The following is an 18824-nucleotide window of genomic DNA, read 5'->3' on the forward strand; positions in this document are numbered from 1 at the left end:
ATCACATTATATTCAATACCTTATCTAACCCTTTTGATGTTAATGAATAGTCCATCGGTTCGCCGGTTTTGACATTTTTTTGACATGTGTCTGTCATGAGGTTGTCAATCTTTGCTGCTTGCATGTGCAAATTTTCATTGTCCAGATGAGCGTACTTTTGCACCATTTCTAACGATTGCCAGCCTCCCATTTCTTTTAGTTCATATAGCGATACCCCATTCTGTACCAACCAGCTAGCCCATGTATGGCGTAAATCATGCCAGCGGAAGTCAGTAATCTGCGCTTTGTCTAAAGCTTTGTACCATAATTTGTAATTCAGCCTTAATACAGGTTTGTGTTTGGTGTTTAAAAAAACATATTTCGGATGCTTTCCTAACTGATGTACTAATACCCCCATCGCCGTATCGTTCAATGCTAAATCAAACGGCTCCCCCGACTTCATCTCGTCCGGGTAGTATTGGCACGTTCGTCTGAGAAAATCTATCTGATCCCATTTCAAACTAAATATATTGTGCTGCCTGAGCCCCGTCGCTAAATTGAATCTTGCCATCAGTGCCATGTAAGGCGGCAAGCAATTCAATAATCTGGTAGCTTCTTCCGGCCTTAGCCAGCGAACACGCTTCTTCGCTTCCTTGAATTGCTTAAAATAAACTTGTTCATCTAACATGTCCCATTCACGTACACAGGCATTTAAAATCGCTCTGATCAACGACAAATACCTGTTTTTAGTGCTTTTAGAACAATCTTTTTCATTGATTATCGACATAATCATGTTTCTGTTTATTTCATGTAAATATACTCCGCGTAGTTGCTGTAAATTCCTCAGCCGACTTATATCAGTGTCAATACTCTTCTTTACTCCCTCCTTTTCATCTAGCCATCTAAGCGCAGCATCGTCCCATAAATACTTGGGCTTATCGCCTAGCCGTTCTTGTCGCCATAGTTCGTGCTTGAATTTATCGTGGTATTCCTCCGCAAGTTTTTCATTTTTGGTTTTAGTCGAGCGTCTAATTCTTTTTCCACTTTCTGTTTGGATATCAATGTACCAGACGCCATTGGGGTGCTTAAACAACATGTTTGGTTCCTATCATTCCGAACCGCCTGCGCGGTCAATTCTTCTTTATTGCTAATGTATTCGTCAAGGCGTGCTCTTCTAATAACATAGCCTTTGCCAATTTTGGCTGCTGCCAGTTCTCCATTTTGGATAGCATCCCTGATGGTTTGCACTCCGCATTTGCAGTATTTGGCGGCCGTTTCGCATGTGAATGTTTCTTCCATCTGATTTTGCTCATATAAAAACCGGTTGCCGGCATGGGTTGTGACATTGGTGTTAATAAAAAAGCCAGCTAATGCTGGCTTAAACATGTTACAGAATCAAATAATAAACTTAGAATGTAACTCTTCAATGGGTGCATCTAATCTTGAATTGCTGCACTCACCGTCTATTACTCTCATACGTTTTGCTAATTCCAGTAAATATTCAGCTTGTTGCTTTGTTTGCATCCGTAGTTTTTTAAACACATCCGCATTGATACAGTTGTAACCATTTATATTTTCAACATGGGTAACAGTGTTGTTTTTAACTATTACTAACCAGCGTCCATTCTGATTCAGATTTGGCAATGCTGGTTGTTTATCCGAAGCTTCCAGAAAAAGCATCGCATCATCAAAATCTTTAGCCAGAATGTCCTGATAACGCGGTACGTTGAACTTGGCATAAAGGCTTTTATATACAGCGAAAAATCTTCTATGTGTTTTAGCTGCATTAGCATGAACAGCTTCTTTAATTTGGTACTGCTGTTCTGTAGTAAGAGTAAGAGAGTAGCTGCCAGTTTTGCGGATGGATGGTAGAACTTGTTCAAATACCCAATTCTGAAAATCTACAGCTTCTTTTTTATTGCTACGAAAGATAACCCTATATAAGTTAGCTTCATCAATAAAAGTCAGCTCCTGTTTACCACCATTAGTGAGGGTGTAGATTTTTTCTACTCCCTTGGGGTTTAGTTGTTTACTGGCTAAATCTCTATGATTTTTAATATTCAAAGCATCAGCAACATCAGCCAAGCAAAATAACGGCTCATTGTTTTTAAGTTCGATGCGTATGTTGGAATTCTTGAACTGATATGCAATTAGATTAGACATTTTAGTCTCCTAGTTTGTTTTAAATCCATGTGTTCAGCATGGGGTGTCGGGTGCTTGAACACTGCAAACTAGAACAGCCTGTAACTTTCCCTTACGGTATTGTATAGTTACACGCCACCCGACATAAAACCGGAGACAAAAAAATCCGCTTAGCTATCGGGTGCGGTTACCGCTAGTTTATAAGTGTGTTCAGCACTTAAGGTTATAATAACCGCTTTAATCATCGTTTTCAACTCCTAATAAAAAAGCCACATAAGTGGCCAGCAGTGCAATTTTTTCATGATGATATTTGTATTTAAAAAAGGGGGAAGTTTATTCCCCCGCTTGATTTTCAAAAAATGCCAAATTTAACTTAGCTTGAGGTGCTGTCACGGTTAATTCCTATCAGTTCCATTATCGTCGGGTGCATATAACCAATACAGCCATTAATCCCGCCTAATAGTGCTGTTAGTGTGCTGGTAAATCTCAAAAAGTCCTCCTGGCTTAGCGCCTTAGTGATATTATTATCTCTATAGCTGTCAACTAATTTAGATAATGTTTCCATAATAAACGTTGTTGTATCTAACACATGAAAACAATATTCACTAAGATATCCTAAATCTTTTCTGCTTATCCGTTCTAGTGTTTCATCTGGACTCTCATCAATATCCTGTATGATGGCAAGCAACTCGGCGTTATCTATTAAACTGGCTATTGCATCATGGTAGCGGACGCGAAATTTGTTTTCTACTTGCATTGCTATTTACTCCTGTTATCAATAGATTAGGTTTGATGGTTATGGTATCAATTGGATTGTGCAATCCAATAAATAAAGCAATCATTTGATACTATTGCTATTAAATCCTTTGTTTTTTTGCTGGGGTGTATTGCGTTTTGATATACATTCCAGCCAGTGGCGTCTGATAATGGTTCGGGCATTTCTTAGATGTCCCACGCCGTAATGTTTCTCGGTATTTCTTAAGAGTGATTGGGTGGGAATGATTACCTCATACAGTAATATGCCATATCTAACGACCAGTGCGCCTGTTGGTCTATGCTGCCAGCAAATACGGTTGCCATAAGGATGATTCTTTAGTTCATGCAGATGTATTTTAGGTTTCATGATTAACTCCTTTAGTTTTATTTAAATTTAAAAACTAAAGCCCGCTGGTTGGCGGGCTTGGCTATTTAGGTCTAGGAATTTCGGATAGAAGCATATAGTGGGTAACATGAATATTCGGATCACCCTCGTAATCCTCCCATATTTTTATCCCGGGTTGATAGTAAGCTAAATCAACCCCGTGTATACCCTCTCCACAGGTAAGATAAAAGTCTTTTCTATCTGGCAATCCATCTTTTTCAACGCTTTTCCAGTTGAGAAAATTATCCATTGCATTGTTATCCTTAACCATGTCCAATGACGCTGATCTTATTTGACCTCTAAGCATTTCTGAAAATTCATACTCTATTCTTTCTCCTATAAACAATAGGATTAACTGTTCTTTTACGCTTAGATTCCTTGATACTTCTGCATAACCGTTTGCTGGTGTCATCCCTAACATCGCTAAGGCAGCTAGCTGAGCTGGGTAGGCTAAAGCACCTACTTCATCAGTGTCCTTTAAATCTAGTTCTGAAAATTTATCCTTAATCTCCTCAATATCATAATCATCAAAATGCAAATATAGCGATTTATACTTATGATAAATTGCTTTTGCTGATTGAGATTTGACTCCGGCTTTGATGGTTAATTGAAAAAACACAACGATAGTAATTATGAGGCCGGATATTATTGCGCTACACAATCCAGCTACCGTGCAAATAGCCACGAGCATCAAAATAAGCGCAGCCAACTTATCTAGTCGACCGAAAAACTTATACATAAATTTTTCATACCAAAATGAATAGGCAATCGAAAATTTTAAGTGTTGCGCCGTTTGTTCCCTGTTATCCATGCGTATTACCTCCATTTGTTATCAAGCTCAAAAACTAAAGCGCACTTGCTAAGCAAATGCGCTGCGATTTTTAAACTCGTTTATTACTTTTCTCAGATTTTTCGGCATCTTATTTAAAGAACAATGAACAATCCATTGTCGCTATCAACTTATGCAGCGTGGCAACCTAGCCTGTACTTCATTTTGCTGCGTTCCCCCAGTTCTTTTTCATACTGAGGTCATCGGTGTCTATGTTTGTTCGACGCAATAAGTATAGAAAACTAAACAAGCAAGGTCAATAATAAATTTAAAAAAATATACATTATTTCCTTAAATTTATTATATATATTTGATTTTTAATTATAAAAATGTATACAAAACTATACCAGAGAAGCTCCAACCTCTGTAATATTTTTCATTGGTAAACATGTATAATTTATTATTTTTAACTAGGAACATACATATGAACAACCGAACACTGAGGCTGCGTTATTTAATTGAGCGATATTTTGGAGGTAGTCAAACTGAATTTGCAAAAGCAATTAAGCGCAATACTACCCAAGTTAATGCATTGGTTAAAGGCGGAGAGGTCAAAGGCGGTAAGAATCTTGGAGATGCTTTAGCCTTATATATTGAGCGGACATTAGGACTAGTAATAGGGTGGTTTGATGAGCCAATTGACGGCGATAACAGTCTTTCAAAGCCCAATAAAACAGACAACAAAGTATTAGGCAGAGAAGCAGGCTTGTTGAGAGTAGGGTTTGTTGAGGCTTTCGATGAGTCAAATGATTTTCTGGATTGGGGGGTTGATATCCCACTTTATACTGATATACGCCTATCAGCCGGCAATGGATTTTCGGCTGATATTCAAGACTATAATAATTTAAAATTAAGATTTTCAACCAATATGTTGCGTCGTTATAATGTTAAACCTAATTATGCTGTATGCATAACTGTGGACGGAAGTAGCATGGAACCTGGGATACCAGACGGAGCAATAGTTGGTATAAATACAGAAGATAAGATTCTTCGGAATGATAAGTTATACGCAATAAATTATGATGGGCTTTTGTGCATTAGAATTTTACGCAAACTTCCTAGTAGTAAAATATTGATTCAAAGTTATAATACAGCATTATACCCTAATGAAGAGGTTGGTATAGAAGATGTAAGTATTATAGGGCGTATATTCTGGTGGTCTGTTTTTATTTGAAGTTAACGCATATTAATTTGTTTGTTTCATTGAAATATTATCTCCCTTTTATATGATTTCAACATAACAGATCATAGAAGTTATTAGAAAGATAGAAAAACTAATTATAAGCAAACATGTAAGATGGAGGATAGATAGGATTAAATATCTATAAAATCAAGTGGCAATGCTTTCCAAAATTTCCCATGAACAATTAAACGGTCAAGTTCATCTGGAGTAATCTCAAAGTCAGTATCCTTATATAACTCATTATCAGATATTACTTTAATAACTCCAGATTTACCTCTTGCTAGGCGTTTAATATATGTATAACCATCAAAGGTAATTAAATAAACACCGCTATCTTGGAATTTATCTATATCAGTTTTAATTAAAGTAATTGAGCGTCTTGGGATGGTTGGTTCCATACTGTCGCCATCTGGTGGCATTAACTCAACACCATTTAGATTTTGTGTTCCAAGTAGTTCAACAAGAGCATTATTAGGAATTTCTATTGTTCTTAAAAGTTCGGGAAAATCTGGATTACAAGACCCGAAACCGCAGGATGCGCGCATATCATATAGTCTCAATATGGTTGTATTGCTTTGTGTAGATACAGTTATATTTGACAAGGTAGTTGTGGTGACTATGTCATTATCTCTAACTGTTTTATATTTACTTCCAGAACCTTCTGCTAGCCATTGAGAAGAAAAATTTGTTTTCTTATCAAATTCTAATAATGGTTTTTTACCTAGCCCAGTATCACCTTTGAACCATTGATTAACTAGCCCTTTAGAAACCTTTGCAAAATCTGCTAACTCTTGTTGCGTAACAAGCCCATGTTCTGACATTAATTCCTGTAAACGTTCTCTTAGTGTACTCATGTCAAACAATCCCTTTTATTTTGTTCAGTAGTCTAAACAAAAAGACGTATAGTATGCTTGACTTCTTGAGGTATAGAAAACTATACTAATTTAAGTTTAATTCTTGAGGCGTAAGCTATGCACGCAAAAGACAATGAATTCATTGATGCATTAGGAGGCGTTACAAAAGTTGCAAAAATTTGTGGGATAACGCGGGGAGCCGTTTCTCAATGGAGGCAACGAGGGATTCCTAAAGCCCAACTCAACTATTTAAGAATACTGCATGAAGAAATCTATCTATACATATTTCATGGAGGGGCTAATTAATGATGACTAAAACAGCCCAAGCAAACCAGATTTTGAATAATCAAGATACAGAAGCAGCAGAGGTTGTGATTAACCTTGCTGCTATTCGATATCAAGCGAAAAGATTACAAGCGCATTTTCTTAATGCTGGCTTTCAATTCAGCGATAGCGAGTTCTTTAATTTGGCTTTTGATTTTATCGAGATCGTTTCTAGTGAAGACGTGCCCGCATTTATCGCACAGCAAGCCTGTGAGCCGAGAAAAGTCGTTTTTTTCCCCTTTCTTCATCTTAAGCCCTTTTTTGCCGCACTGAGGACGAAACACTGGCCAGAACTGGAGGATACCCACGATGACAACTAAAGCAACTCAAATCTATCTGCAAGATGGTCAATCTGAGGTTGATTTTAAATTTAATGATGAATGGTGCCAGCTTAAAGAGCTGATACGCGCGGGCAGGACAGACGAGGCGCATCAGTTATTGGATGTGCTAAATGAAATATACCGAAACCGCCCGACTGAGGTTGTTGAGGCGTTGGAAGAGGAGATGGGGCTGAGATGAAGAACAATAAAAAAAAGCCCATGAAACTGGGCTTTCGGGGAACGGCTGATTTGGCAGTCGTTCAATTCTTTAAATAACTACAGAAAACTACAGGTGTAATTATGACTTCAGTAGTAAATCTTGTCAATGATAACTCTTTAAAAATAGGCGATATTATCGGTGATATTACATGCGCCTACAATCCGCGTCTGAAACGTATATGTAAGGGCGATATTAAGGCTGGGCTGGTTTTAAACCAGTTGCACTATTGGTGGCAGTACTGTACCAGTATGGCAAAGGGTTTTTATAAGTCTGTTAAGGAATTGGCTCATGAGCTGGATTTAAGTGAATATGCGGTAAGGAAATCCATCAAGATGCTGGAAAGCCTTGGCTATATCCGTCGCAAGGTTAAGAAGCTTGAGCATAAAACTTATTATCTGATTGATGAGGCTGCGATTAAAAAGGCGGCTGAGTGTCTTGATGCTGATAAAGCAGACAAGCCTAGATATCGTGTATTTACTGGTGTGCTTGGTCGTATTAGCCGAGGTGCAAAATATGACATTTCCCGAATGACGACATGTCGCAGTTCGGGAGTGTTGACATGTGACAACTCGGGAGTGACGACATGTCAACACTCGGGAGTTGCGACATGTGACAGTTCGTATAAAGAAGAGATTTATACAAAGAATTATTCAGAGAATTATTCAGAGATAGAGCGCGCTCGTGATTCTGAGGATTTTGAGTTAACTCCAGATGGTGAACAGTCAGAATCGAATGATGGTAATGCTGATGATGACGGTGTGGTGTATGCGCCGATAGGGTTGCATAAGAAATGTGGCTGGGGTGAAAACTGGGTAATGCCGGATAAATATCTGGATTATGCGGCAGCTAAGGGGCTTGTTGGGACTGCGCTGGATATTGAGATTGAGAAGTTTGTGAATTACTGGCTATCTGGTGATGCTAAAGCCCCTAATAAACGCAATTGGGAAGCTACATGGCGCAACTGGGTTTTAAAGTGGCTGGAGTATGGTTCTGGCAGGATGGGTGCCAATAAACGCCGGAATGAATGGGATTGTACTAATGCGCGCTATGTGGAGGTAAGGCCGAATCTGCGGGTGTATGGGGTAGATGTTGGCGGACGCAAGGTGTTTGTTTCTGTTCTTGGGCAAGCTGGGGAATGGAACGCGCCGAGATGGGAAGATGTAGGCTATAGCTCAAGTGCTGATGAGTTGTTTATGGAAACTTTGCGTCTGTGGAATGAGGCTGATTATGGACGCTAAGGAGGTATCTCAATTGCTGGCAGATAAGGCGTTAAGCGTGTCTGAATATCTGCTTCCCAATGGCAAGAAAAATGGCAATGAGTGGTGCTGTGGCTCGATTAATGGCGAGGAGGGTCAATCGCTAAAGGTGCATTTATCTGGCAGTAAGGCTGGTGTCTGGAAAGATTTCAGTGATCAGGACAAAGGTGGTGATTTGCTGGATTTGTGGGCAGCCTGTAGGGGATTGAGCTTTGTTGATGCGCTTAAGGATGCCTGTAAGTGGCTGGGGGTTGAGTTTTCTCCCAAGTTCTCAGTTGCCGGTAAAAAATCATTTACGCGCCCATCTGTACGCTTGGGGGAGGTGATTCAGCCAAAAGAGGATGGTTATTTTGACAGGCGGCGCATTAATGGCTGTACGCTTAAGGCTTACTGTGTGGCCAATCATGATAGGGAGATTGCTTTTCCGTTAATGGTTGAGGGGGTTATTTATAACATCAAGTACCTGACACCACGGCGAAAGGGTGAGGAGAAAAACCGCTGGCGACAAGAATCAAACTGTGAGCCATGTTTGTTTGGGTGGCAGGTAATCTCGCCTGATGATGACAAGGTTGTGATTACTGAGGGTGAAATTGATGCCTTGAGTGTTTTCCAGTCTGGGGTAAAGGCACTGTCTATGCCTAGCGGTGCTAAAAATCTGGAGTGGATTGAATACGACTGGGAGCGGTTGCAGCAGTTTAGGGTGATTTATCTGGCCTTGGATAATGATGATCCGGGACAGTTGGCCACGAGGGAGGTTTTGAAACGGCTTGGTGAGCACCGGTGCAAGTTGGTTGATTGGGGCGATTTTAAGGATGCTAATGAGTGCCTGTGTAGGGCTGGTGAAGCTGCTGTACTGGATGCAATCGTCAATGCCAATTACACCAAACCGGAAGATTTAAAAAACGCTATTGAGTACGCGGACATTTTGTTTCAGGATTTTAATGGATTACTTGAAGCTGCCGCAGGTAATACTACGCCATTTGCTGGGATGAAGGATTTTAAGTTTGGCATGGATCAGTTGACGGTATGGACTGGTTACAGTGGGCACGGCAAAAGCCAGCTATTGGGGTATTGTATGTGTGAAATGATACTGAGGCAGAAAGAACGCATTTGTTTGTTTTCCGGGGAGATGAAGCCCTACAAGGTATTAAATCGAATGGTTAGGCAGGTATGTGGAAAGCAGCGCCCTGATACTGCGGATTTAACAGAGGCATTAAATTTGCTATCTGGGGGCATGAATATCAGTGGTGAGCGTTGCACGGAAGAAAATGGCAATGAATCTGGCGGGCTATGGATATATGACATTAATGGTGCTGCCAGTCTGGAAAGGATGCTCAATGTATTTAAATATGCTAAGCAACGATATAACTGCCGTCATTTTGTTATTGATAGTTTGATGATGCTGGGGGTGGCTGAAAGTGATGTGGACAGGCAGAAAAAGATAGCGGAAATGCTGCGGGATTTTAAATCTCAAAACAATATACATATTCACCTTGTTGCACACCCTCGCAAGCCTGATAACGGCGATGAATCTAAGCCTCCTAACAAGCATGATGTCAGGGGGTCGGCAGGGATTACTGATCTTGCTGATAATGTTTTGGTTGTATGGAGGAATAGTGATGCTACAGGTTACGGGACAGACCCGGATGCCAAGCTTATTTGTCAAAAACAACGCGATTCGGGTTATCAGCCGATGGTTAATCTGTTTTTTGACCATGAAAGCTGCCAGTACCATGAGCGTGGAAGGGAGGCTATTAGCATGATTACAGGTGAAAGAGTTCGGCGGGATTTTAAGCCACAGCATGGGCGATGATGCTGTCAAATTTGGGAAAAAGTGAAGATTTAAGGGTATGTTTGATGATTAGTAAGATTGAAATAGACACTGCTGCAGATGTGCTGGCTGCGTATGAGCGAACTATGGCTGACCGGAAGAGGCAAGGGCATTGTCTGAGTGCTGAATGGCGCTACGGGAAAGAGAAAGTTATCAGGGAATATGCTTTTGATGGTGTGCACTATAAACCTGAGGTGTTTGCATTGGTAAAAAGTGCGTTGTCGTTATTGGCACAAAACAATCGTGAGGCGTTTAATGTGCTTAGTATTGAGTATGGACGTAAAAGCCCTTATTTTAAGCGCCGTTCAATCACTGCACGCCATCGTGCTATGGTTAACAGGAGCGCATGGGCTGAACAAGTAGAAAGGGCGTTAGTACTGTTTTGGGCGTATATGCAACATTGTGAAAATTTTGATAAATATTTTTTTAATTCACCCTTGTACATGACGTGAATATTTAGTATATTTCTAATCACTACTCTGTTTTTTTCTTTTTAATGCCGGTGGCAGCTTTGCTGCACCCAAAAAAAGATATTAACATTGTATTCTCCTTTTAGTTGATAAACTTTACTACTACGCCCGCCATCTCCCTGGCGGGTTTTTTTTATTGGGTATCTGGATGATCAATATTAACCTCGATACCAAATATCGCTTTGACGGGCTTTGATCATGCAAGTAAGTCTAGTTGACCCTCATGAATACCCAATGCGGTAGCCAATTTAATTCTTGTGGCTTTACGTGGTTTTTTTGATGATTCCAGTTGTGAATAAGCTGGTTGAGTTATGCCTAATTTTTTAGCACATTCTTCTTGTGTAAGTTGCAAGTACTCGCGCCATGCCCGAGCAGGTGAGTATTGTTTGTCGAACAATAAATCTACCACTTCACTAGGAATGGCATTTTTAAGGTTAATAACAGATTGATTGGTTAGCTGTCTAAAATCTTCATAGGGGATAACAACAAACTGAGGCATACCTTGTTTATCGTTGATGATTTGATAGTTAGTATTAATATGCGCGTTCGTCACGTTTTTTAACCTCCTCCACGGGAATATTATACAAGTAAGGGATAGATATGATTGATGGTTGCGACGATAACCAATCCAATATTGGATTAAGACAAGCTCACGCATGCGATGGGCTTTTTATTGGGGTTCTAATATAGATTAAGCCAGCTTAACTGCTGGCTTTTATGTTCTAGTAATCGGTATTAGGCGATACTAATTTCAAGGTGTTTGCCTAATTGGTTTAACGCGGCGTTAATTGTATCGATTTTGGTTGAGTGATTAAGGTTTGTTAGTCGCTGCACGTCTTGAGGTCGTGTAAGTAAACGTCTAGCTAATTCTGCATTAGAAACATTTTGTTTTAGCATTTCATTAAGTAGAAGAGCCTTTGCAGTAACGCTTAGAGGTAAGGAAATTAATTCCTCACCTTTTTGTTTTTTTGATGGTAGTGGGATTTGGCGATGGTTTTCAAAATAGAACTCCATGGCAGTTAATAGCGCATCAGCGGCCATATCACGAGCATCTTCAAGAGTGTCGCCGCAGGTTAACGCTTCGGGGATATCACGAAAGGTTACAGTATAGCTATTATCGTCGCGCGTTATTAAAACAGGATATTGCATAATTATATTCACCATAACGATTATTAAAGAATGAAGCAAAGCTTGAGATATAAGCCCTCATAAAGAGGGCTGTTACTACAATCCCAATTGTTTTTTTATTGCTTTAACCAGACCCGTAGGGATTTCTTTACTAGGATGTCTGGGTAATGTTGATTGCTTATTAGCGTAATAAAGTTTTAAATGTTTGGTCCCATCTTTAACTTGCACTCCTTGAGCTATCAACCAGCGTAAAAATTCGCTTTGTTTCATTTCCTTAATATTAATTTAACATGGATTAATCATAAACAAAAATGTTTATGATTGCAAGTGCTTTTATAAACATTTTTGTTTATTTGGATAAGTGAACTAGTAATATGAAGTTAACAGCTAAAGCTGGCAGACTGACTCCCGCAGGTTGTAACAGTCGCCTTTCATCTCCCTCACGCATACGCGTGGGCTTTTTTATTGGAGTTGGGATATGAGTAACCCTATAGATTTTGCACAGGCGTATTACAATGGCCTTGAAGCAACGCTTGCCGAAGTACTGCAAAGCTATAGCGCAGCCCATAAGATTCACTACCTACTGACATGAAGCTATGAAGATACCAACGCTTAAAAGTAGCCTGCCTGAGTTTAACAGTTCATCTGCCACGGTACTCAGGGATAAACCGGGGGCTACAAAACGCATACGAGGCTATCAATGGCAGGGGATAAAGAAGCGGGTGCTGGCACGGGATAGTTTTCGATGCCGATCCTGCGGTTGCATTGGTGGCAGCTTACAGGTTGACCACATTATTCCGCTGGAGTTAGGTGGCAGTAATGATGATAGTAATTTGCAAGTGCTATGCGCGGATTGTCATAAGCATAAAACCACTAAAGAACTGCGGCAGCGTTACAAGCGTGCTTGGTGATGTTATTCGCTGCTGCAAACGTTTGCTATTTGTTCTATATCCGGGGGTGGTAGTAAAGTTGGGTTACTACGGCCGCCGACACCGCGCGTCCCCTCATTTATAAAAAAAATGGCCTGAAAACACCTGTTAATTAACAAAATCTGCTCAAAAAATAGGCAAATTGCTATGTCGCTTAATGATAAACAGGAATTGTTCGCGCTTAGTGTCGCGGCGGGGCTGAATCAGACGGAAGCCTGTATTAATGCGGGCTACAGCAGGAATGGTGCAGCTGCTGCTGCATGTCGGTTAATGAAAAATCAGGCCGTTTTAGCGCGCATTGAGGAGCTGAAAAAGCAGCAAAATGGACTTAACAAAAATATTAACAAAATTGTTAACAATGATGTTAATACGGATGTTAATTCTGTTAATGCTGTTAAGTCTGTATCACCACCCAGTGATGATCCTTTGCAGTTTTTGTTAAAGGTAATGAATGATGAAGATTTACCGCCAAAGTTAAGGGTTGATGCCGCTAAAGCATTGATGCCTTATAAGCATGGGCGTATTGGTGAGACCGGCAAGAAAGAAGCGGCAATGGATTTTGCGATTGAGAAATCACGCGCGGGCGGATTATCGGCACGTTTAGAGCAAAGAGGTTTGAAAAAGGTGAAATAAATGGCTGATTGGGTAACAGCCTGCCCTGACTGGGAAGAGCGGATTGTTAACCGGAGGTCACTAATTCCATGTACTCCGCTGTTTCCCGAAGTGGCAGAGATTGCTATTGAAGTATTTGGAGATTTAATAGTTCCTGATATGACTGGGTTGCCAAGAATGCGCGAGGTTATGCCGCCTTGGGTGCTTGATTTTGTCGGTTCTATTTTTGGCGCGCTTGACCCGTATGCGCAGCGGAGATTAATTAAAAAGTTCTTTTTATTGATTAGCAAGAAGAACGCTAAATCAACTATTGCCGCAGGAATTATGATAACTGCGCTTGAGCTGAATGAGCGTAATTTAGCTGAGGCTATTATTCTGGCTCCAACGAAAGAGGTGGCTGATAATTCGTTTAAACCCGCTGCTGGTATGATTGAGTTTGACCCTCAAATGAGGGATAAATACAACATATCCAAGCATACAAGGACAATAACGCATTTAGCTACTAAGTCCACTTTAAAAGTCGTGGCAGCGGACGATAAAACAGCAGGCGGGTTGAAAGCTGCCTTTGTTCTGATTGATGAAATGCATTTATTCGGTGCGATGGCCAATGCGGAATCAGTCATTAAAGAGGCTACTGGCGGGTTAATGTCAAAGCCTGATGGTTTTTTGATTATTTTATCAACGCAATCCAAAGAACCACCCGCAGGTGTATTTAAAACAGAACTGGAATACGCCCGATCAGTAAGAGATGGTAGTACGGCAGATGGCAAAGAACTGGTTGATAAAACCTATTTACCGGTTTTGTATGAGTTTCCGGCTTCGCTCATTAAATCGGGAGCATACAAAAAGCCTGAAAACTTCTATATAACCAATCCAAGCCTTGGCTACTCGGTAGACGAGGCTTTTTTGATTAGTGAGTACCGGCAGGCCGAGCTAAAAGGCGAGCAGACGCTGATTGAGTTTGAGGCTAAGCATTTAAACAAGGAGGTTGGGCTAAATTTACGCTCAGACCGTTGGAGCGGTGCGGATTACTGGCTGGCACAGTCGGACGATACGTTGACGCTGGATACATTGCTGAGCCGCAGCGAGGTGGTAGTGATAGGGCTTGATGGTGGTGGTAATGATGATTTATTTGGTTTGGCCGTGGTTGGCAGGGAAAAAGGCACTCAACGGTGGTTAACTTGGTGCTATGCGTGGGCTAACCCGCCGGTGCTGAACAATCGCAAGGATATCCTGCCACAACTGGAAGGCTTTGTTAAAGACGGGGATATGACCTTTTGCCAGAACGTGGGTGATGATCTGAAAGAAGTGGCCGAAATATGTTTAAAGGTTGGTCAGACTGGTTTGCTGCACTCTATAGCGGTAGACCGCTATGGCATGGAGCCGGTATTACAAACCATTCATAATAAATTTATTGACAATGGCTATGCTTTCCCTCCGGATGGCTTGTTTAAAGCGATATCGCAGGGCTTCAAAATGACTGGCACTATCAAGGCCACAGAGCGGGCTCTGGCCAGTAAAGAGATGTGGCACGCCAATCAGCCTCTGATGAATTGGAATGTCGGGAATGCACGTGTTATTCAATCAGGTAACGGTATTCAGGTAACTAAACAGTATGCTGGCTTTGCCAAGATTGACAGCCTGATGGCGCTATTTGATGCGGTGGCGGTAATGGCGACTAATCCGGCATCGCGATACAGCGGCGGAATCGATTCTTTTTTGGATAATTTCATAATAGGTTAGATAAATGGCTAATTTGCAGGATGTAGGCTTTTTCCGCCGTATTGTAAATGCTTTCAGGTCTCAGTTAAGGCTAGGCAAAGGCGAGAGTATTTCGCTGAATGACAGCGCGTCATCTGTCAGTGGTGTTCTGGTGACGCCCGAAAAAGCGTTAAAGCTTTCGGCGGTATGGGCATGTATTAATTTGCGCTCTGGGCTGGTATCTACCTTGCCTTTTGCATTGAGAACAGCAGATAAAAAGATTGCCACTGAGCACCCTTTATATGACATTTTCCGCTATGCACCCAATGCCAATATGAATCCCAGTGATTTCTGGCAGGCGTTGATGACCTCAATAGACCTGCAAGGTAATGCGTTTGCGGAAATTAAACGTAAAGGGGAGCGGATTATATCGCTGGAAGTCCTTGACGCCACCAGAATGAAAATAACCCGCCTGCAAGGGGGTGAGGTGGTGTATGAATACGATGAGGGAGATGGAACGCGCAAGTTGCCGGACAGAAATATTTTTCACCTGAAAGATTTTACGCTGGACGGCATAACAGGGCTTTCGCCGCTTACTTATGGCGTAGAAACACTGGGGCTGCAAATCCATGCTAACGATACTACAGCACACGATTACAAAAACCGCTTTAAAGGACGTGATGTGATCGTATATAGGGGTACGGGACAAGGTGGGGCGCCGGTATTGACTGAAGAACAGCGTAAAAAAACCCGCAAATTTCTGCAAGAGTTTTCGGCTGCAAGTGAAGCGGGGAAGACTCCGATATTGGAAGGAGGTTTTGATATTGTGAACAGGGCTCCATCCTTAAGTCCAATTGATGCGCAACTGCTTGAGTCGCGCCAATTTGGTATTGAAGAAATTTGCCGCTGTTTTTCAGTACCGCCTCAACTAATCGGACATACCAGTAAATCATCCAGTTGGGCGTCCAGCTATGAAAATACTGTACTCAGTTTTCAGGCATTCACAATAGTGCCGAAATTGCAGCGCATTGAGCAAACGATAACACGTAAATTACTCAGCCCAGCGGAGCGCAGAATTTATGAGCCTAAATTTAACGCCGAGGGGCTGCTGCGCGCTTCTCCGGCTAATCGCGCTAGCTTTTATACATCAATGGTGCAAAACGGGATTTATTCACGTAATTATGTTCGCGATCTTGAAGATTTGCCGGCGGTTGATGGTGGTGATGAATTAACCGTACAGCTTAATATGGGTACGTTGAATCATGCAGCAAATGAAACATTAAAGAGGCAGGAATAATGCAGACAAAACGTCTTGATATGCCGCTTGAAATTAAATCCGTCAAAGAAGACGGTTTTTTTTCAGGTTATGGCTCGATAAATGGCAATATAGATTCTTATGGCGATGTAGTAGTGCCGGGGGCGTTCGCAAAGTCGCTGGCGGAATGGAAAGCCCGCGACCGAATGCCGCCAGTGTTATTCAATCATGACTGGAATACGCCTATTGGCTGCTATACCAAACTGGTTGAAGATGAACGAGGGCTGTATGTCGAGGGTAAATTGCTAATCGACCAGATAGAAAAAGCGCGGGAAATGCATGCATTATTGCAGGCCAAGGCGATTGATGGCCTGTCTATTGGTTATAGCATCATACGGCAGGAATACGACCGGGAAGCAGATATCAATAAATTGATAGAAGTAAAACTATATGAAATATCCGTTGTTATTTTTCCAGCTAATCCGGAAGCCAGGGTGGACTATGTCAAGCATGATTATGGCTTACCCTCATCCGAACAGTTCAAAGCGCTGTTAACGCAAAACGGATTTAATGCAAAACAGGCCGCTGTCATTCACGACAGCGGTTTTTTTTCGTTGTCACAAAAGGCAACACCAATCAACCACGTGTCTGAAATAGACGAAGTTATACGAATTTTAGGAGCTAACTAAATGCCTGATGTAAATGAAACCAAAGCAGTTGAACTGGCTAAAATGCTGAAAGAAAAGCAGGAAGCGGTTAATAAGGCAGTTGACGAAGTCAAGGGAATTGGCGAGGAGCTTAAAGGCAAGCTTGCGAAAGGTGACAAAGTTACCGAAGAACTTAAAAACGATGTTGACAAACTGCTGACCGAAGTTAACGGCCTGAAGTCGCAAGTGCATGATATGGAACAGGCGCAAGCGCGCAATCCTGTCACCCCTGAAGGTGCAAAGACTTTGGGGAGTATGGTGGTTAAATCAGACCAGTTTAAAAGCTGCGCCAACATATCACAAGGCGACAGGCTGCACATTCCTATTAATGTTAAAGAGTTGGGCAGTTCAGATAGTATGAGTTACAGCGCGGGTGCGTTAGTTCAACCGCATGTTACTGGTTTGGTGTCTTTGCCGGAGCAGAGATTAATGGTGCGTGATTTGCTTACGCTGGGCAATACCGATAGCAACATGATAATCGTACCCAGAGAAAATACTTTTGTAAATAGCGCTGATGTGACGCCTGAGGGACAGTATAAGCCAGAATCAAATTTAGGCTTTACGCAGGAAACGGTGGCGGTTGTAACGATTGCCCACTGGCTTAAAGCAACCAGACAGATATTAAGTGACGCTTCCGGTTTGCAGTCTATGATTGACGGCCGCCTACGATACGGCCTGAAATTCAAGGAAGAGCAGCAGCTCTTAAATGGCACCGGCAATGGCGTGCAGCTAACTGGCCTGATACCTAACGCTACCAAGTTTAAAAATGAAAGTAACATCAAGACTTATACCATTATTGACCAGTTACGTCTGGCCATGTTGCAGGTGGTATTGTCTGGCTACAGTGCTACCGGCCATGTACTTAATCCAGTGCAATGGGCAGAAATTGAAATGGCTAAGGATGACATTGGCCGCTATGTTATCGGTAATCCGCAGGGGCAGGCAATCCCGACATTATGGGGGCAGCCGGTTGTTGCCACGCCATCTATGAAACAAGGTGAGTTTCTGACTGGTGCTTTCAAAATGGGGGCACAAATCTTCGACCGGTGGGATATGAGTATTAATATCGCCTTTAATAACGATGATGATTTTGTTCGCAATATGGTAACCATATTGTGTGAGGAGCGGCTGGCACTGGCTATTTACCGGAAAGAGGCATTTGTGACAGGTACATTGCAGGGTGTGAGTGCTGAGCCTCAAAAAGCAGCACAAAAAGCAGCTCAGGAGGCAGAGGGTAGTAAAACAAAATAACCAGCTATTCCGCCCCTCAAGGGGCGGCTGAGGGCGATTATGATTAGCATTGAAGATATTCGTAATAATTGCCGGATTGATGACGATAGCGAAGATGACTTGCTTAGAATTTATCTAGCAGCGGCGCAGGACGCAGTAAAACAGTTCACCGGACGCAACTGGTACGAAAATGAAGTGCCAGATACAGACCCAACCGGCATGTTGTACAACCGCGCAGTTGATATGGCAATGTTGTTGCTAACTGCCCACTGGTATAAAAACCGTGAGGCGGTTTCGGCTTTGAATTCAACATGGTTACCCTTTGGTTGGGCGTATCTATTGCAGCCGTATCAGATTATGTGGGGGGATTCATGAGTATAGCAGCAGGAAAGCTTAGTAAACGGGTGTTGTTGCAGCGTCCGGAAATCAGCAAGGATAGTCTGGGAGGTATTGAAAAAAAATGGGTTGATGTTGGATTAGTATGGGCAAACATATCCTATCTGTCCGGACATGAATTTGTTAAAAACGGGCTGGATTCAGCAAGCTGTACCGTGTCAATACAGATACGTGCAAGCAAACTTACAGCCGACCTCACCTCTGAGTATCGAATTATCCATAAAGGTCGTATTTTCAATATTCAGGCGGTGCTACCAGATTCAATTCACACCGAGGTAATTAATCTGCCTTGTACAACCGGTTTAAATGAGGGCTAG

At 41.8% G+C, this 18824-nt stretch carries 25 protein-coding genes; 15 read left to right on the forward strand and 10 right to left on the reverse strand.

The window, feature by feature from the left end; genetic code table 11:
- Position 1 precedes the first annotated feature (1 nt).
- From BHC51_RS02745 to BHC51_RS02770, 6 genes are all read right to left on the reverse strand, one after another.
- Positions 2-1036 carry a tyrosine-type recombinase/integrase gene (locus BHC51_RS02745; RefSeq protein WP_373885655.1) on the reverse strand — a complete coding sequence of 345 codons (1035 nt, stop codon included), beginning with the start codon at positions 1034-1036 and terminating at the stop codon, positions 2-4.
- The gene (locus BHC51_RS13255; protein ID WP_100153248.1) at positions 922-1365 is read right to left on the reverse strand and encodes an excisionase family DNA-binding protein; all 444 of its coding nucleotides are present in this window, start codon (positions 1363-1365) and stop codon (positions 922-924) included. Before BHC51_RS13255 ends, BHC51_RS02745 begins: the two co-directional genes overlap by 115 nt.
- A gap of 9 nt (positions 1366-1374) precedes the next feature.
- Entirely contained in the window at positions 1375-2142 is a 768-nt protein-coding gene (locus tag BHC51_RS02755) for a BRO-N domain-containing protein (RefSeq protein WP_100123874.1), read from the reverse strand.
- Positions 2143-2494: 352 nt separating this feature from the next.
- On the reverse strand, positions 2495-2878 hold the full coding sequence (locus BHC51_RS02760; protein ID WP_100153249.1) for a hypothetical protein: 384 nt from the start codon (positions 2876-2878) through the stop codon (positions 2495-2497).
- Positions 2879-2959: 81 nt separating this feature from the next.
- Entirely contained in the window at positions 2960-3244 is a 285-nt protein-coding gene (locus tag BHC51_RS02765; RefSeq protein WP_100153250.1) for a hypothetical protein, read from the reverse strand.
- Between the two features lie 61 nt (positions 3245-3305).
- The gene (locus BHC51_RS02770; RefSeq protein WP_100153251.1) at positions 3306-4073 is read right to left on the reverse strand and encodes a hypothetical protein; all 768 of its coding nucleotides are present in this window, start codon (positions 4071-4073) and stop codon (positions 3306-3308) included.
- Positions 4074-4515: 442 nt separating this feature from the next.
- Here BHC51_RS02770 and BHC51_RS02775 point away from each other — a divergent pair, with 442 nt between their 5' ends.
- On the forward strand, positions 4516-5265 hold the full coding sequence (locus BHC51_RS02775) for a S24 family peptidase (protein ID WP_180296408.1): 750 nt from the start codon (positions 4516-4518) through the stop codon (positions 5263-5265).
- A gap of 140 nt (positions 5266-5405) precedes the next feature.
- On the opposite strand, the gene BHC51_RS02780 is transcribed toward BHC51_RS02775, so the two are convergent.
- The gene (locus BHC51_RS02780) at positions 5406-6128 is read right to left on the reverse strand and encodes a LexA family transcriptional regulator (protein WP_100135735.1); all 723 of its coding nucleotides are present in this window, start codon (positions 6126-6128) and stop codon (positions 5406-5408) included.
- A 117-nt stretch (positions 6129-6245) separates the two neighbouring features.
- Here BHC51_RS02780 and BHC51_RS02785 point away from each other — a divergent pair, with 117 nt between their 5' ends.
- The 6 genes from BHC51_RS02785 to BHC51_RS02810 all read left to right on the forward strand — a co-directional run bounded on the left by BHC51_RS02785 (position 6246) and on the right by BHC51_RS02810 (position 10531).
- Positions 6246-6434 (forward strand): Cro/CI family transcriptional regulator, encoded by a 189-nt coding sequence (locus BHC51_RS02785; protein WP_100135736.1) that lies wholly within the window; start codon positions 6246-6248, stop codon positions 6432-6434.
- Positions 6434-6772, forward strand: coding sequence for a hypothetical protein (locus BHC51_RS02790; protein WP_100153252.1), 339 nt, complete (start codon positions 6434-6436; stop codon positions 6770-6772). Before BHC51_RS02785 ends, BHC51_RS02790 begins: the two co-directional genes overlap by 1 nt.
- On the forward strand, positions 6762-6971 hold the full coding sequence (locus tag BHC51_RS02795; RefSeq protein ID WP_100135738.1) for a hypothetical protein: 210 nt from the start codon (positions 6762-6764) through the stop codon (positions 6969-6971). Before BHC51_RS02790 ends, BHC51_RS02795 begins: the two co-directional genes overlap by 11 nt.
- Before the next feature lie 101 nt (positions 6972-7072).
- Positions 7073-8230: a hypothetical protein gene (locus tag BHC51_RS02800; protein WP_100153253.1), complete on the forward strand. Its 1158-nt coding sequence runs from the start codon at positions 7073-7075 to the stop codon at positions 8228-8230.
- Positions 8220-10061, forward strand: coding sequence for a DnaB-like helicase C-terminal domain-containing protein (locus BHC51_RS02805; protein WP_180296409.1), 1842 nt, complete (start codon positions 8220-8222; stop codon positions 10059-10061). Before BHC51_RS02800 ends, BHC51_RS02805 begins: the two co-directional genes overlap by 11 nt.
- 44 nt (positions 10062-10105) lie before the next feature.
- Entirely contained in the window at positions 10106-10531 is a 426-nt protein-coding gene (locus BHC51_RS02810) for a hypothetical protein (RefSeq protein WP_143558740.1), read from the forward strand.
- A 214-nt stretch (positions 10532-10745) separates the two neighbouring features.
- Here BHC51_RS02810 and BHC51_RS02815 read toward each other — a convergent pair whose 3' ends face one another.
- The 3 genes from BHC51_RS02815 to BHC51_RS02825 form a co-directional block, all read right to left on the reverse strand.
- Positions 10746-11102: a helix-turn-helix domain-containing protein gene (locus BHC51_RS02815; RefSeq protein ID WP_257384758.1), complete on the reverse strand. Its 357-nt coding sequence runs from the start codon at positions 11100-11102 to the stop codon at positions 10746-10748.
- Positions 11103-11284: 182 nt separating this feature from the next.
- Entirely contained in the window at positions 11285-11698 is a 414-nt protein-coding gene (locus BHC51_RS02820; RefSeq protein WP_100099472.1) for a type II toxin-antitoxin system HicB family antitoxin, read from the reverse strand.
- A gap of 75 nt (positions 11699-11773) precedes the next feature.
- Entirely contained in the window at positions 11774-11947 is a 174-nt protein-coding gene (locus tag BHC51_RS02825; RefSeq protein ID WP_100099473.1) for a type II toxin-antitoxin system HicA family toxin, read from the reverse strand.
- A 326-nt stretch (positions 11948-12273) separates the two neighbouring features.
- Here BHC51_RS02825 and BHC51_RS02830 point away from each other — a divergent pair, with 326 nt between their 5' ends.
- From BHC51_RS02830 to BHC51_RS02865, 8 genes are all read left to right on the forward strand, one after another.
- Entirely contained in the window at positions 12274-12588 is a 315-nt protein-coding gene (locus tag BHC51_RS02830; protein ID WP_100123885.1) for an HNH endonuclease, read from the forward strand.
- A 165-nt stretch (positions 12589-12753) separates the two neighbouring features.
- Positions 12754-13239, forward strand: a complete 486-nt coding sequence (locus BHC51_RS02835) for a terminase small subunit (RefSeq protein WP_100153257.1) — start codon at positions 12754-12756, stop codon at positions 13237-13239.
- On the forward strand, positions 13240-14961 hold the full coding sequence (locus BHC51_RS02840) for a terminase large subunit (protein WP_100153258.1): 1722 nt from the start codon (positions 13240-13242) through the stop codon (positions 14959-14961).
- A gap of 4 nt (positions 14962-14965) precedes the next feature.
- Positions 14966-16216 carry a phage portal protein gene (locus BHC51_RS02845; protein ID WP_100153259.1) on the forward strand — a complete coding sequence of 417 codons (1251 nt, stop codon included), beginning with the start codon at positions 14966-14968 and terminating at the stop codon, positions 16214-16216.
- Positions 16216-16863 (forward strand): HK97 family phage prohead protease, encoded by a 648-nt coding sequence (locus BHC51_RS02850; protein ID WP_100153260.1) that lies wholly within the window; start codon positions 16216-16218, stop codon positions 16861-16863. The genes BHC51_RS02845 and BHC51_RS02850 overlap by 1 nt, the downstream gene beginning before the upstream one ends.
- Positions 16864-18132 (forward strand): phage major capsid protein, encoded by a 1269-nt coding sequence (locus tag BHC51_RS02855; RefSeq protein WP_218966365.1) that lies wholly within the window; start codon positions 16864-16866, stop codon positions 18130-18132.
- Between the two features lie 39 nt (positions 18133-18171).
- On the forward strand, positions 18172-18486 hold the full coding sequence (locus tag BHC51_RS02860) for a head-tail connector protein (protein WP_100153261.1): 315 nt from the start codon (positions 18172-18174) through the stop codon (positions 18484-18486).
- A complete protein-coding gene (locus BHC51_RS02865) occupies positions 18483-18824 on the forward strand; it encodes a phage head closure protein (protein ID WP_180296410.1) in 342 nt (113 codons plus the stop codon). Before BHC51_RS02860 ends, BHC51_RS02865 begins: the two co-directional genes overlap by 4 nt.

Origin of the sequence: Snodgrassella alvi, assembly GCF_002777745.1 — a bacterium.
In the GTDB taxonomy this organism is placed as follows: Bacteria; Pseudomonadota; Gammaproteobacteria; order Burkholderiales; family Neisseriaceae; genus Snodgrassella; species Snodgrassella alvi_D.